The sequence below is a fragment of the Streptacidiphilus sp. EB103A genome, from assembly GCF_041261405.1.
Classification (GTDB): domain Bacteria; phylum Actinomycetota; class Actinomycetes; order Streptomycetales; family Streptomycetaceae; genus Streptacidiphilus.
Genome location: NZ_JBGCAQ010000013.1, coordinates 1 through 14,840, shown reverse-complemented (window position 1 = coordinate 14,840; position 14,840 = coordinate 1). Strand labels below are relative to the sequence as shown.

The window sequence follows — 14,840 nt, the reverse complement described above, 5'->3', positions numbered from 1 at the left end:
CTCTTCCTGCATCGGGCACAACGGCGCGAATCGCCCAAAGTGTTCCGGTCGAGACCGAAGTTATTGGAACGTAACGAGACACTCACCGCACCGCCACAAGGTTGGGTCCGCCCTGTGACGCATGCTCACATGCTGATACGGGCAGGCCGTTCGAATCGGCTGCCCATCTCAGCTGGTGACCGGTGCGCCCCCGTTGGCGATGGTTCCGCCGGGCTGCAGGGTCGGCAGCGCGGCGGCGCCGCCGGCGGTGACCCGGGTCGCCCCGAAGTAGTCGCCCTCGGAGGCGATGGAGTCGTAGCGGATCACCGCGCCGGTGTGCGGTGCGTTGATCATCATGCCGCCGCCGACGTATATCCCCACATGGTGGATCTGGGTCGGGTCGGTCGCGCTGTGCGAGAAGAACACCAGGTCGCCCGGCTGGAGCTGACTGCGGCTCGGATGCGGACCGGCGTACCACTGGTCGGCCGCGACCCGGGGAAGGGTGATGCCCACGCTGGCGTACGCCGCCTGGGTGAGCCCGGAGCAGTCGAACTGGTAGTTCTGCGAGGCCAGCCCCTCACCGCCCCAGAGGTACGGGGTGCCCAGCTTGGTCTGCGCGTAGTAGATCGCCCCGGCCGCCTGGCTGGAGTAACTGATGGTGGTGGCCCCGGTGAAGGACTCGGCGAGCTTGGTGATCGAGCTGACGTAGTTCCGGGTCTCCGCGAAGGAGGGGACGCCCTTGGCGCTTATCACCGCGTACGGGCCCGCGTTGTAGGCGGCCAGCATGTTGGAGGTGTGGTTGCCGGGGACGTTGGCGGTGTCCTTGGCCAGGGCGCAGTCGTAGGTCGCGGCGGAAGGAATGGCATCCGCGGGGTTCCATACGTCCGGCGTATGGGTATGAGTGGGGTCGATCCCATAGATGGCCCAGGTCGCCGGCATGAACTGGGCGATCCCCTGCGCACCGACCGGACTCACCGCCTTGGCGTTGAAACCGCTCTCCTGGTACATCTGCGCCGCCAGCAGAGGGGGCGTCAGCTCGGGGCACAGGGTGCCCCATTTCTGGATGAGTGCGGCATAGCTCGACGGCACGGTCCCCGGCGCGAGCTGGACCGAGCCCTGGGCCTGGGCCTGCACCATCGACCCTGAGGCGGTGTACGTGCCAATGACGACAAAGAGTGCGACGCCGAGAGCGGTGACGCCGCCTCCACTGATGAGGGCCCAGGCCCGACGGAGCGTCATGAAGCGCCGGAGTGCAGGAATGGCGTGGTAGTGCGCATGTGCCACCGGCCTTTGCCTCGAGTGCCCGCAGATGCCCCCACAGAGTCTGGACCAGGGCGTTGCTCTGCGCAATCACTGGTGATACACACGGTTAGCGGTAGGCTCGACCAAGCGGCTGCAGGACCCATGAGGCCCAATGTTGGCACCTGTGGCACACAACTCAACGACGATCCTCTGGAAAGTGGCCAAGTCGACTTCGGTTCTGGCCAACAATAGGGCCGGGCCCTACACCACGGCCGGGTGCGGGCTTTGAATGATGATCAGGTAGGTGATTGTTTTGTATCTCAGTGCTGGCAGCGGCAACATCAACACCATCATCGGCGGGATCGCCCCGAACTGGGGTCCCTTCGCCAGTCTGGGCTCCGAAGCCAAGACGATGGTGGAGGTCATCATGGCCGTCGCCATCCTCGGCTGTCTCGCCATCGCCATCTGGGGCGCGGCGAAGCAGCGGATCGGCGCCACGGCACTGCGGGACACCTTCAGTGCGGAACAGGGGAAGGGACTGATCGTCGCCGGTTTGACCGGCGTGTTCATCATCGGATCGCTCGGTACGTTGTTCACCATTGTGTATGGCATGGCGATCTGACGAGACGTCTAATCTGATCATCCTGCCGTACGACGATATGTACCGGTTCGGCAAAGCCCTCCCCACGGGCCACCGTCCGGGTGCCACTGTCGCGATGGTCCCTGTCCACCTGTAGCCGACAACTGTCTACCTGCCCACCCTCGTCCCAAGGGGGCCGCTGTGTCAGCGCCTGACGACCAGCCGCATACGCGTACCCGCTATCCGGCCGGGACTCCGTCACCCGGCACACCGGAGGCGGGTGGTCGTCGATCCCTGCGGACGCTGGTCGCGGTCCTGGCCATGGTGGCCGTCCTGGTGCTGGCGGTGGCCGTACTCAACCGCACCAGCGGGACGACGTCTGCGACTACGCACACATCGAGCGGAACCGCGAAGGCGGCCACCTCGGGCGACGGCGCGACGGCCCCGACCGGGACCCAGCCGGTGACGACCACACAGAACGGCATCGCGACGGGGTTCCCGCACACCAGCGAGGGCGCACAGTCGGCGGCGGTGAACTATGCGGTGGCGCTGGGTTCAGCGGACATGTACGCGGACGCGAGCCGACACACGATACTGCACACGATCACCGACCCCTCGGCCGAGTCGTCCATGCAGGCACAGTCGGACAGCTCCTATACGGCGCAAGCGAAGACCTTCGGACTCGTGAACGGCGCGGCCCCGGCCGGTCAGACCTTCGTTTCACGGACGATCCCCGTCGGAAGCAAGAGCGACAACTACAGCAACGATGCCGTCACTGTAGAGGTGTGGTGCAACGCCCTCGGAGGCATCGCGGGCACGGGATCGACCAAGCCAGTCGCTGAGTACTGGTTCACCGAGGTACTGCAGCTTCGCTGGGTGAACGGAGACTGGAAGATGTCCGGTTACAACCAGAAGGACGGACCGGTCCCGATCAGTGGGAGCCAAGCCGCCTCCGACTCCGGTGCCATCAGCAGCGCTGTCTCGCAGTTCGGGGGGTTCCGCTATGCCAGGTAAGCGCCGCATCGCCGTACTCAGTGCCACAGTGACACTGCTTCAGCTTGCCCTGCTGTCCGTAGCCGGCATGGCTACTGCTGCTCCGGCGACTCCATCGCCTTCGGCAAGCCCCAACTGCAGCGGGCTGGTCGGGCTGGGCAAATCATTGTGCGAGAGCAAGAACACCAACACCAACACGCTCCCCGGCACCTCCACCCTGGACCCCCTGCAGTCGCTGGCCAACGGCTGCTCCACCGCCGCCGCATGGGTGGTGCGGAAGCTCTCGGACGGGATCAACTCGACGACCAACGTCGACTTCACCAATGCGACCTTCCTGAAGCAGTACGCCGTCGTCTTCGCCGCCTCCACCTTCCTGACGCTGATCTTCTGGCTCCTCGCCGTGGCGAAGCGGGCCGTCCGCGGTGTGCCGATCTACACCGCGATAGGAGAGGCCGTCGGCTTCCTCTGGCTGACCGTGATCGCCTCGGCGTTCACCCCGCTCGTGCTCTACACCGTCGTCAGCGCCACGGACGGGATCACCGCCGCCATCGCGTCGGGGACCAAAACGGACACCACCAACTACCTGGGCACCTTCGCCAACACCCTCACCGGAGGGAACCTCGGTGGCGGTCCGATCATCCAGGTCCTGGTCTCCCTGGTGGCGATCCTCGCCGCCGCCGTGCTGTGGCTGGAGATGCTGATCCGGGCCGCGATGCTCTACGTCGGCGCGCTCCTCGGCACCGCCGTCTACGCAGGGCTGGTGGACCGTCAGCTGTGGAAGCACGTGCGCCGCTGGGCCGGGCTGATGGTGGCCGTGGACCTGATCAAGCCGGTGATCGTGATCATCCTGGGCCTGGCCGGGGCCATCGCCTCCAACGCCGGGGCGAACGACGCCTTCTCCACCGTCCTCGCCGGACTGGCGATCCTCGCCCTGTCGATCTTCGCGAGCACCGCGATCTACCGCTTCGTGCCGGGCTTCGGCGACGACATGGCCGCGATGCGGCAGGCCCGCGCGTCCGCGGTCAGCGCGGGCTCGGCCGTGGTGAACGGTCCCGCGAACTTCATGAAGCAGGGCATCAACACCCACGCCGGACGCGAGTCCGAGCAGGGCGGCCGCGGCGGCGGCGCGGGCGGCGGCAGCGTGACGCCGGGCATCGCCGCGCACGGCTCACGGAGCCCCCGGGGCGGCGGCACCGCGCCACCGGCGCAGAACAGCGGAGGCGTGTCCGACCGCGCCCCCGCAGGCACGGGTAACAGCACGATGAGCAAGGGGGCGCGGCCTTGACCACCCAGCCCGTCGGTGGCTACCGACGCACCTACCTGATCGGCAAGGCCAAGCCCAACGCCCTGATCGGGAAGAACCGGGAGACCGGCGAGGTCTTCCTGATCATCTTCGGGGCGTTCCTGGGGATGATGTGGGGCCTGCTCTTCACCTCCTTCCTCCCGCTGCGGCTGATCGGCCTGGTCGCCTTCCCGCTGATGGCCTTCGTCATCGTCTACATGCCGTACCGCAAGCGGACGATCTACAGGTGGGCCGAGATCAACCGCAGCTACCGCCGCACCGTCCGCTCGTCCGCCGCAGCCACCTACCGGTCGGGCGTGATGGAGGCCGGCACCAAGCTGGACGGGCGCGAGGTCGAGATCGGGCCGCCGCCCGGGATCGGGCGGATCCGCTGGCTCGCCGCCCCGTTCGGTCCGGACGAGGTGACCGTGCTGCTGCACCTCACCCGGAAGACCGTCACCGCGGCGATCGAGATCGAGGGGCCCGGCGTCGGCCTGCGGGACTCCGAGGACCAGGAGGCGCTGGTCGAGCGGTTCGGGACGCTGCTCAAGCACGTCGCCAACGGCGACGGCTTCGTGACCAGGCTTCAGGTACTGGCGCGCACCCTGCCCGCCGACCCGGACGCGCACGCCAAGGACGTCGCCCGGCGCGGCGACCCGAACTCGCCGCAGTGGCTGAAGGAGTCCTACGACCAGCTCCAGTCGATGGTCTCCACCTCCTCCGAGCAGCACCGCGCCTACCTGGTCGCCTGCATGCCGTACACCCGGGAGCTGGCCGCGGAGGCGCACGCCATCGGCCGGACCGCGCACATAAGGGCACGCGGCGACGAGGGCCTGGCCGCGGTGATGGCCCGTGAGCTGACCGACATCTGCGCCCGGCTGGCCGAGGCCGACATCCGGGTGCGGCAGCCGCTGGGCCAGGCCCGGCTGGCGTCCCTGCTGCACTCCATGTACGACCCGGACCACCAGATCGACCACATCCAGGCCATGTCCCGGCGCAACGCCTGGCCGGCCGAGCTGGACGCCACCGACGCCAACTTCCTCCAGGCGAAGACCCGGGAGTCCGGGACCCGCGAGCCCTGGTGCCACGCCACGGCCTGGGTGAAGGAGTGGCCGCTGACCCCGGTGGGCGTGAACTTCCTGGCCCCGCTGCTGGTGCACACGCCGGACGTGATCCGTACGGTCGCGGTGACCATGGACCTGGAGCCCACCGACGTCGCCATCGAGCGGATGCTGACGGAGAAGACCAACGACGACGCCGAGGCCAGCCGCCAGGCGAAGATGAACCGTACGGTCGACCCCCGCGACGCGGCCCACAGCGGCCGGGTCGACCAGCGCGGCGAGGACCTCGCCTCCGGCGCGGCGGGCGTGAACCTGGTCGGCTACATCACGGTGAGCTCCCGCAACCCGGAGGCGCTCGCCCGCGACAAGCGGACCATCCGCGCCTCCGCCGGCAAGAGCTACCTCAAGCTGGAGTGGTGCGACCGGGAGCACCACCGGGCGTTCGTCAACACCCTCCCGTTCGCCACCGGCATCCGCCGCTAACCACGTCCCCGCTCTCCCCGGACCCTGGAGGCCCTTCATGGCAGCACCTGTGGGCGGCCTGACCGACGCCTTCACCAGTTTCCTGTTCGGCAAGATGGAGACCACCCGGCTCCCGGTGCGCACCTCCACCGGCCAGGCCCAGGCGGTCTACCTGCCGACGGCGGCGCCCGGTCTCGGCGACTCCGGGGTGATCATCGGCCGGGAGGTCTACAGCGGCAAGGGCTACGTCTACGACCCGTTCCAGCTGTACGGGCAGCAGCTGCCGGCCCCGCACTGGCTGGTGCTCGGCGAGTCCGGCAACGGCAAGTCAGCGCTGGAGAAGACGTATGTGCTGCGCCAGCTGCGCTTTCGCGACCGCCAGGTGGTGGTGCTGGACGCCCAGGGCGAGGACGGCGTCGGCGAGTGGAACCTGATCGCCCGGGCGCTGGGAATAACGCCGGTGCGGCTGGACCCCCAGGCGGCCCTCAACGGCGGGGTGAAGCTCAACCCGCTGGACCCGGCGATCACCCTGACCGGCCAGCTGGCGCTGCTGCGCACCATCATCGAGGTGGCCATGGGCCGCGGCCTGGACGAGCGGGCCGGATTCGCACTGAAGGCCGCGCACGCCCATGTCATCGCCACCAGGACCGAGCGCCAGCCGATCCTCGGCGACATCATCGACACGCTGCGCTCCCCCAACACCGACTCCGTCGACGCGCTGGGGGTCTCCCTGGAGGACATCCAGACCTGGGGCTTGGACGTCGCCCTGGTCCTGGACCGGCTGGTCGACGGCGACCTGCGGGGCATGTTCGACGGGCCCACGACCACCGACATCGACCTCGACGCGCCGTTGATCGTCTTCGACCTGTCGCACATCGACCGCAACTCCATCGCCATGCCGATCCTGATGGCCATCGTCGGCGTCTGGCTGGAACACACCTGGCTGCGGCCGGACCGGAAGAAGCGCATCTTCCTGGTCGAGGAGGCCTGGCACATCATCAACTCGCCCTTCGTGGCCCAGCTGTTCCAGCGGCTGCTGAAGTTCGGCCGGCGTCTTGGCCTGTCGTTCGTGGCCGTGGTGCACCACCTCTCGGACGTGATGGACGGCGCCGCCGCCAAGGAGGCGTCGGCGATCCTGAAGATGGCCTCGACCAGGACCATCTACATGCAGAAGGCCGACGAGGCCCGGGCCACCGGGCGGGTGCTGGGCCTGCCGCGCTGGGCGGTGGAGATCATCCCCACCCTGTCGCCCGGTATCGCGGTGTGGGACGTCAACGGCAACGTCCAGGTCGTGAAGCACCTGATCACCGAGCACGAGAGACCGCTCGTCTTCACCGACCGCGCGATGACGGAGGACGCCATCATCGAACGCACCCGGGCTTCCAAACAGCTCGCGGACGACCCGGCGGCATGATGTCGTCGATGCAGCCGGGCAGCCAGGGGCGGCGGGGGGACGCAAGGAACTGGGACGGGGGCGGGGCCGGGGACGGCAGGAGCCCCGCCGTGCCGCCACGGCGGGGCATACCGGACGGGGCCATCGTCGGCGTGCTGGCGACCCTGCTCGGCACGACCACGCTGGTGTGGCTGTCCACGGCGCTGGGCGCGCTGGTGACGCATGGCCGGTTGCCGCATCCGCTGCCGTTCGGCGGGACGCCGACGGCGATCCGCAGCCTGGCCACCAAGCCCAACAGCATGGGCGCGGCCTGGCCGGGAACCCCGGCGGCGCAACTGCCGTCGCCGACGGCGTTCTGGTCCGCCTTCTTCGTGCTGCTGGCGCTGCTGATCGCGCTGGCGCTGACGATACTGACGGCGTGGATGCGGCTGCGCAGCGCGCGGCAGGCGCAGCGGGCGTATGAGGTGCATTCGGCAACCGGAGGGGTGGCGACCGCGCCTGTACCCGTACCCGCAGCCGCGCCGGTACCCGAGCCCCGGACCGCGCCGGTCGCCCCCGTCTCCATCTACAAAGCCGTCAGCGAGCCTCCGCCTGCTGCTCCTGAACCGGCCCCCGCCGCTCGGCCCTTCGCCTTCCCCACGGGAATGACCGCGCTGCTGGTGCCCGACGCCGGCGCCGCCCCGTACCGCCGCCGGCTGCTGCAGCGGGCCGTCGAGACCGCCACCGGGGCCGTCCTCGTCGTCACCGACGACCTCGCCCTCTGGGAGGCCCGCCCCGCGCACCGGGACGCCCGCCTCTACGATCCGCTGCGACTGGTCGACGCCCTCGACGATCCCGACGTCCGGGTCCGCTGGGCCCCGCACGACCACTGTGACGACCCTGCCGTCGCCTCGGCCCGGGCCCGCGCGCTGCTTGCCCCGACCGCCCGCGGCGACGGCTCCACCAGCTCCTCCAGCGCCTCGCAAGAGCGCAGCATCCAGGAGACCGCACAGACCGTGCTCCGCTGCTGGCTGCACGCGGCCGCGCTGGACGGACGCCCGTTCCGGCACATCCACCGCTGGGCCTCCGGCACCAACCGCCAGGAGGCCCTGGGCATCCTGCGCAACGCCGACCCGCACACCGCTGCGGACGGCTGGGACGGCGAGCTGCAGACGGTGCTCACCCACTCCACCGAGCTGCGCGACTCCGCGCTCCAGCGCATCGGCGGCGCTCTCGAGTCGCTGTCGGAGCTCCAGGTGCAGCAGGCCTGCGCGCCGTCCGCTTCCTCCTCGGCAACAGACAGCCTTGATGTGGAGTCATTGCTGCGCCATCGGGGAACTCTCTACGTACTGGGTCGCGCCACCGAGACCAGGGTCGGCAGTAACGGTTCCGCAGGCAGCGCCGGCTTCGCAGGCAGTGCCCAGCGCAGCGTGATGCCCCTGCTGAGCGCGCTCGTGGAAGACGTGGTCGAGCGCGGCCGGCGCATGGCCGTACGGTCATCTTCCGGTCGGCTCGACCCACCACTGCTGTGCGTGCTCGACAACACGGCCGCGGTCGCCCCGTTCCCCGGTCTGCCCGAGCTGATGGCCCGTGGCGGCCCGCTGGGCCTGGCGGGGGTCGCCGTCTTCCGCTCCCCCGAGCAGGCCCGGCTGCGGTGGGACGAGCGCGCCGTCCACAGCCTGTGGACAAGTGCGGACGCCCGCGCCGTGCTCGGCCCGCTGCCTGCCCCCGGCATCGACAGCCTGCTGCACGCGCTCGGGTCCGGTCCGGCGGAGTGCGAGTCGGCGTCCGCCCCCGGGGCCCTGGACAAGGGCGAACTGCTGTTGCTCGCGGACCGAAAGCCCGCACAACGCTTCCGCATCGAAGGTTCGTCGACGGAAGGCGCTCCCGTACGCTCATGACTCCACCGGCGTGGGACGCGGGACGCGCAGTGGGGCGTGCCGGACGGGTCACGAGTGAAAGAGAGCAGCGGGGCGATGAGCGGCAACACGGGGTGGGGTGGCCCGGCCGGCGGCGGGGCCACCAGCGGGGGTCCGGGCGGCTGGCCCGGCGGGGGTGGGCCCGGCGGGGCTCCTGGCGGTCCCGGTTACCCCGGCTACCCCGGTCCCCCCGGGTGGGGGTACATCCCCATACCGCCGCCCCCGCCCCCGCCCAAGCCCGGCGTGATCCCGCTGCACCCGCTCTCCGTGGGGGACGTCTTCGGCGGCGTTTTCGGCACTCTGCGCCGCCACTTCCTGGCGGTCTACGTCCCGTTGCTGCTGACCGCCCTCGGCAGCGCCCTGCTCTTCGGCGTCCTGGCCGCCTTCGCCTACAGCCCGCTGCAGAGCATCTACGTCGCGGCCCGCGACGACGCCTACTTCAGCCCGAGCAGCGGCCAGAGCCTCACTCTCATCGGCTTCAGCGCCGGCGGCTTTCTCGTCGCGGCGCTCGGTGGGCTTGCCTGCTACCTGGTGTGCTCGACCACCTGCACGACCGTACTGCGCCATGCCGTCCTGGGGCGGAAGGTGACGGTGCGGCAGGTGTGGAGCGAGTCGCGGCCGCATCTGTGGCGGGTGCTCGGGATCTCCCTGCTGCTCACCGTCGGCGCCTCCGCTGCCGCGGTGGTGGCGACCGGGCTGCTGGTCGCGGGCCTCGGGGCCGCCGCGCAGAGCGATGCGGTCTTCGGCGCGACCCTGCTGCTGTTCTGGCTGCCGGTGATGGCGGCGGCGATGTATGTGACGGTGCGGCTGGTGCTGGTGATCCCCGTCGCGGTGCTGGAGAACCAACGGCCGATCGCCGCGCTGCGCCGGGCCTGGAAGCTCAACGAGGGCGCCTGGTGGCGCAGCTTCGGCATCCCCTACCTGGTCGGCCTGGTGGGCTCGGTCGCCGGCCAGCTCATCCTGGTGCCCGCCGTCGTGATCGGTTCGCTGCCGGTGTTCGGCCAGCTCTCGCGAACCCCTGACAGCGCCATCATGCCGCACATCGGCTTCGGCGCCCTGGCCTTCTTCTACCTGACGATGGGCATCGGCTTCGCCGTCGTGATGGTGCTCGTCCTGCCACTGACCCCGCTGACCAACGGCCTGCTGTACCTGGACCGACGGATCCGTCGGGAGAGCCTGGACCTGGCCCTGGCCGAGCAGGCGGGCGTTCAGCTGCACCCGGAGGCGGGGCCGGGGCCGCAGGACGGGCAGCAGCAGCCGTAGCGGCTCCGGATCAGACCGGGCCGCCCGTCGTCCCCTTGCCCTTCCCCTGGTCCTTGTTCTGCGCGGCCTTGCTGCGGATCGTGCTCTTCTTCGCCCGATTGCCGCAGGCGCCCATCGAGCACCAGCGCCGTTTCCCCGGCCGGGAGTTGTCGACGAACAGCGCCCCGCAGGTCGGATCGGCGCACTCCCGCACCCGTGCGATCGCCGGGGAGGTGACCAGGTCGACGGCGTCCCGCGCCACCAGTGACAGCGTGGCCGCGACCGGATCGACGGCGATCCAGAGCAGCGCCCCCGACGGGTCCACCCGTGGTGTCGGCGTCGCGACGGCCGCCGCCCGGTTGACCAGTTCACGTGACAGGAAGCTCGACGAGCTCACCCCGCCGGGGCTGCGTCCGGCCGCGATCAGCTCGTGGATCGCCTCCCGCAGACTCCGTGCATCCCGTACGTCGGTCGGCCTGACCAGCTCGGGGTCCAGCGGCAACGGGCACGGTCCGCACTGCACGATCCAGGCCACCAGGGCCGTCACATCGGCCAGTTCCTCGACGGAGCCGAGGGTGCCCCGGTACCGGAGGGTACGAATGAAGTCGAGTGAAAGCCTGCCCGCCCCCTCCCGGAAGCGGACCACCTCCGCCCCTCTGTCCGCTGTGTCCCCAGCCGCACGGGTAGTGACCGTCATGCGGGACACACTACTGCGCGAACCGGTTTAACTGGTAGCCTCTGGAACCTGTTTAACCGGTTCCCAGACTGCCGCCGCTGAGGGAGAGAACACGCGTGTCCCAGCCGCCCGAGTCCACCACCGCCGCCGCCGAGTTCACCAACGCCGAGGCTGTACTCCCCACGACCGGGACGGGAGAACCCCCGCGCTGGCTGGTCCTGCTCCTGGCAGTCTCCTGCGGACTGACCGTCGCCAACCTCTACTACGCCCAGCCGCTGCTCAGCAGTCTGCGTCAGGTCTTCGGCATCGACGCGGCGACCGCCGGGTGGCTTGTGACCATCAGTCAGATCGGCTACGCGCTGGGCCTGCTGTTCATCGTCCCGCTCGGCGACCGGGTGGAGAACCGACGGCTCGTCACCGTGCTGCTGGGCATCACCACCGTCTCGCTGGTCGTGGCCGGCGCCGCACCCGGATTCGCCGTCCTGCTCGTCGCGGTGCTGCTGTTCGCCACCACTCTCGTCGTCGTCCAGATCCTCGTGCCGTTCGCCGCCGACCTGGCACCTGGTCACATCCGGGGCCGCATAGTCGGGCAGGTGATGAGCGGGCTGCTGGCCGGCATCCTGCTCTCCCGCACCCTCGGCAGCCTGCTCGCGGAGGCCACCGACTGGCGCGTCGTCTACCTCACCTCGGCCGGGCTGATGGCCGCCCTCGCCCTGGTGCTGCGTGCGGCCCTGCCGACCCGCCACCCGAGCACCGGTGTGCCGTACCCGGAACTGCTGCGCTCCACCGCCCGGCTGGTGCGGCAGCACCCGGCGCTGCGACGGCGAGCCCTCTACCAGGCGACCATGTTCGGGGCGTTCAGTGCCTTCTGGACCACCGTCTCCTTTGTCCTCACCAGTGCGCCGTTCCACTACAACCAGCTGGGCGTGGGACTGTTCGCCCTGGTCGGCGCGGGCGGCGTGGTGGTCGCGCCGCTGGCCGGACGCTGGGCCGACCGGGGCCTGGTCCGGCCGATGACGGCGGCGGCGCTGCTCACCGCCGCCCTCGCCTTCGGCCTGGCCGGCGTCGGCCGGCACAGCATCATCGCCCTCGGCGCGGCAGCGATCCTGCTGGACATGGCCGTGCAGACCACCCTCATCCTGGGCCAGCACGTCATCTTCCAGCTCGACCCGGACTCCCGCGCCCGTCTCAACAGCGCCTACATGGCCATCTTCTTCCTCGGCGGCGCGCTCGGCTCGCAACTCGCCTCCACGGTCTACCGCGCCGACGGGTGGACGGCAGTCGCCACCCTCGGCGCGGCACTCCCCACGGCGGGCCTGCTGCTCTGGGCCACCGAGCGCCGACCACGGCACCCGGTTCAGCCCGAGCTTCAGCTCAGGGGCTGATCGGGGGTCGAACTCTCGGCCGGCGGTTCGGATGCGGTCTCGGCAGGGGCCTCGGCCTCGTCGGCGGTCTCGGCTGCCGTCTCGGCTGCTGCCTCGGCGAGGGGTTCGGCCGGGGTCTCCGCCGGCGCTTCGGCCGAGGCCTCGCTCGAAGCCTCCGCCGGGGCCGATTCGGACTCGCGGACGGCGACGACCTCGATCTCCAGGATGGTCTGCCGCCCGACCATCCCCTTCTGCTTGGTCAGCCCGAAGGCATAACGGTCAACCGTCGTGGTTGCCTTCGCCGTCACCGTCTTGTCATCGCCGGTCACTTCGGCGATGGTCAGAACGCAAGGCTGCGTCACACCACGGACGGTGAGCTCACCGGGCGCGGTGATCCCGCTTCCCTGCTGGACGCTCGCGCTGCGGAACACGATCGTGCGGTGGGCAGCCGCCTCCAGGTAGTCGGAAGAGCGGATGTGCTCGTCCCGCTTGGCGTTGCCGCTCGCGAAGCTCGCCGCCGGCACGGATACGTCGATCGTCGACGCGGCGACATCCTCGGCAACGGTGAACTCCCCCTGCCCGACCGTGAATGTGCCCTTCACCGGGACCAGGCCGAACATGGAACGGGCCCGGAATCGGATCACCGTCTGGTCCGGGTCGACCCGGTAGACACCCGGCAGTGGACCGGCCGGACCTTCAGTCGAAGTCGAGGCCGAGCTCGAGGCCGAGCTCGAGGCCGAGCTCGAGGTCGCGGATGGGGCTGAGCCCTCGTCGGTCATCGTCTGATTCGCCTCCAAGTATGGTGCCGTTCAACACAGTTACCGACACATTCGCGGCCGCGGACCGCTCTTGCAACCTACTTGGCGGACCTCGACCGGACACCCCGTTGCCAAAGCATCGGGCGCACGCTCCCCCAACGGCTCCCACCTGCGGCGATAGCCGGTGGCGGTGGGGTGCGGGACAGGGGGGTGGCGCGGGGTACGTCTGGCTGCCGAGCCCCCGTCCCGTTGCCGAGCAACCGTTGTGTATTCGCTCCCGGTGATCCACCATCACTTCCGTGGGGCACGTCGATGCGCAGGTGGCTGGGGTGGCTCGGCTCCGCCTCGCGGGCCGACCGCGAGAAGCCAGAGGGGGTGCGGCAGTAGCTACCGTCACCGCACGCCCTCCGTTGCTGGGGGCTCAGCAGATACAGGAGACCGTCAGGGTGATGCTGGGGGGCGGGGGCGGCGAGTTGAGGTAACCGCTGATCCAGACCATGAAGCCATTGCCGTCCAGGCTGTCCCTCCAATCCCATCGCTGGTTCCTGCCGAGCGGGGTGCCGTCGCCGTTGGTGATCGTGAAGGGAGTGGCCGGGCGCAAGCCTTGGGGGCAGATCGCGGACACGCCGCTTGGGGAGCCGGTGGCAGACACGGTCTCGGGAAGGGTGTCGGCTTGGGCGGGGCTGACGAAGATGGCTGTCAGTGCCACCGCTGCCAAGCCCGCACCGACGAGTCGTCCGGATCGCATGGATGTCCTCTCGCTGAGCGGCCCCTCGTACGGGGCCGAGCGGTCACATCCGTTGCCACAGAGCAGCCTGGCTCACACCACTTCCGCCGCACTCCACTCTTCTGCGCCAGGGGGGAACGGGCACTTGAGCGGGGTGGGATGGCGTGGGGTGCGGGGTGCGTTTGGCTGCCGAGCCCCCGTCCCGACGCCGTCTCTGACGTGCGTGTTCGCTCCCGCTGAACCACCATCACTTCCATGGGGCACGTTGGTGTGTGGGTGGCTGGGGCGGCTCGCTCCGCTCGCGGCAACTACGAGGAGCCGGGGCAGGGGCGGGGCACCGTTGCCGGGCGGCGGGGCGGTTGGGGTGGGGGCGTGCAGAAACGTTCCTGCCGGGGCCGGGGGTGGTTTTGGGGTCACTGCCCATACGTTCGGGTCACTGGTCCGACGGATTCTGCCCGCTATGTCCGGTTCCGGCGTCGGGGGAGTGACCCAAAAGCATGGGCAGTGACCCGATAAGCCGGGCCCGGGGGCGAACCGGGGTCACTTTTGGGACAGGGTGTCACTTGATCGTGCCGTTATGCCCGATTCGTCCGGGTATTCGTGTACCGAAGTGACCCGGCGTCCCGGAAGTGACCCCGGTTCGCCCGAAGCCCTGCCGCAGGACCGTTTCCGCACGCCCCACCCGCGACCCCCAGCCCGGGAACGGCGCCCCGCCTCGGCCTGGTTCCCCCGCTGTTGTTGGCCCGCGAGCGGAGCGAGCAGCAGCAACAAGCCACGGGCGGGGGCGGGCGGCATCGGTGGCGCCATGTAAGCCACCTGCAGCTGCCGCCGGCCCGTGGCGGCGCCCGGCCTCCCCGGATCGTGGTGGGGGAACGCAGGTAAGCCCCCTGACCGGTGGTCAGGGGGCTTGCCTGGAATGGTTGTTCGGCGGCGTCCTACTCTCCCACAGGGTCCCCCCTGCAGTACCATCGGCGCTGTGAGGCTTAGCTTCCGGGTTCGGGATGTTTCCGGGCGTTTCCCTCACGCTATGACCACCGAAACTCTATGAAGTTGACCAGCCGGAGCATATGGCCGTGACTTCAGAACAACACAGTGGACGCGTAGCAGCTATGGTCAAGCCCTCGGCCTATTAGTACCGGTCAGCTCCACCCCTTGCGGGGCTTCCACATCCGGCCTATCAACC

Annotated in this window: 12 protein-coding genes and 2 rRNA genes; 8 read left to right on the top strand and 6 right to left on the bottom strand. The window is 69.8% G+C overall.

Going from position 1 to position 14,840, the window contains the following annotated elements:
• Nucleotides 1–168: 168 nt before the first annotated feature.
• Nucleotides 169–1,218 (bottom strand): NlpC/P60 family protein, encoded by a 1,050-nt coding sequence (locus tag ABH941_RS21585; protein WP_370131049.1) that lies wholly within the window; start codon nt 1,216–1,218, stop codon nt 169–171.
• A gap of 316 nt (nt 1,219–1,534) precedes the next feature.
• Between ABH941_RS21585 and ABH941_RS21580 the strand changes: the two genes are divergently transcribed.
• The 7 genes from ABH941_RS21580 (at nt 1,535) to ABH941_RS21550 (ending at nt 10,153) form a co-directional block, all read left to right on the top strand.
• Nucleotides 1,535–1,843, top strand: coding sequence for a hypothetical protein (locus ABH941_RS21580; RefSeq protein ID WP_134002113.1), 309 nt, complete (start codon nt 1,535–1,537; stop codon nt 1,841–1,843).
• Between the two features lie 159 nt (nt 1,844–2,002).
• A complete protein-coding gene (locus tag ABH941_RS21575; RefSeq protein ID WP_370131047.1) occupies nt 2,003–2,815 on the top strand; it encodes a hypothetical protein in 813 nt (270 codons plus the stop codon).
• On the top strand, nt 2,805–4,079 hold the full coding sequence (locus ABH941_RS21570) for a hypothetical protein (protein ID WP_370131046.1): 1,275 nt from the start codon (nt 2,805–2,807) through the stop codon (nt 4,077–4,079). The genes ABH941_RS21575 and ABH941_RS21570 overlap by 11 nt, the downstream gene beginning before the upstream one ends.
• The gene (locus tag ABH941_RS21565; protein ID WP_370131045.1) at nt 4,076–5,620 is read left to right on the top strand and encodes an SCO6880 family protein; all 1,545 of its coding nucleotides are present in this window, start codon (nt 4,076–4,078) and stop codon (nt 5,618–5,620) included. The genes ABH941_RS21570 and ABH941_RS21565 overlap by 4 nt, the downstream gene beginning before the upstream one ends.
• A 37-nt stretch (nt 5,621–5,657) precedes the next feature.
• Entirely contained in the window at nt 5,658–7,013 is a 1,356-nt protein-coding gene (locus tag ABH941_RS21560; RefSeq protein ID WP_030255885.1) for an ATP-binding protein, read from the top strand.
• A gap of 89 nt (nt 7,014–7,102) precedes the next feature.
• A complete protein-coding gene (locus tag ABH941_RS21555; protein WP_370131044.1) occupies nt 7,103–8,872 on the top strand; it encodes a TraM recognition domain-containing protein in 1,770 nt (589 codons plus the stop codon).
• 75 nt (nt 8,873–8,947) lie between these two features.
• Nucleotides 8,948–10,153, top strand: a complete 1,206-nt coding sequence (locus ABH941_RS21550) for a hypothetical protein (protein WP_370131043.1) — start codon at nt 8,948–8,950, stop codon at nt 10,151–10,153.
• A 10-nt stretch (nt 10,154–10,163) separates the two neighbouring features.
• On the opposite strand, the gene ABH941_RS21545 is transcribed toward ABH941_RS21550, so the two are convergent.
• Nucleotides 10,164–10,829: an ABATE domain-containing protein gene (locus tag ABH941_RS21545; RefSeq protein WP_370131041.1), complete on the bottom strand. Its 666-nt coding sequence runs from the start codon at nt 10,827–10,829 to the stop codon at nt 10,164–10,166.
• Nucleotides 10,830–10,924: 95 nt separating this feature from the next.
• On the opposite strand from ABH941_RS21545, the gene ABH941_RS21540 reads away from it, so the two are divergent.
• The gene (locus ABH941_RS21540; protein ID WP_370131040.1) at nt 10,925–12,193 is read left to right on the top strand and encodes an MFS transporter; all 1,269 of its coding nucleotides are present in this window, start codon (nt 10,925–10,927) and stop codon (nt 12,191–12,193) included.
• Here the strand turns inward: ABH941_RS21540 and ABH941_RS21535 are convergent.
• From ABH941_RS21535 to ABH941_RS21520, 4 genes are all read right to left on the bottom strand, one after another.
• A complete protein-coding gene (locus tag ABH941_RS21535) occupies nt 12,178–12,951 on the bottom strand; it encodes a YceI family protein (RefSeq protein WP_370131039.1) in 774 nt (257 codons plus the stop codon). The two genes, ABH941_RS21540 and ABH941_RS21535, sit on opposite strands and share 16 nt — an antisense overlap.
• 400 nt (nt 12,952–13,351) lie before the next feature.
• Nucleotides 13,352–13,678 carry a hypothetical protein gene (locus tag ABH941_RS21530; protein WP_370131038.1) on the bottom strand — a complete coding sequence of 109 codons (327 nt, stop codon included), beginning with the start codon at nt 13,676–13,678 and terminating at the stop codon, nt 13,352–13,354.
• A gap of 901 nt (nt 13,679–14,579) precedes the next feature.
• Nucleotides 14,580–14,696 (bottom strand): 5S ribosomal RNA (gene rrf, locus ABH941_RS21525).
• A gap of 70 nt (nt 14,697–14,766) precedes the next feature.
• A 23S ribosomal RNA gene (locus ABH941_RS21520) occupies nt 14,767–14,840 on the bottom strand; the annotation flags it as partial.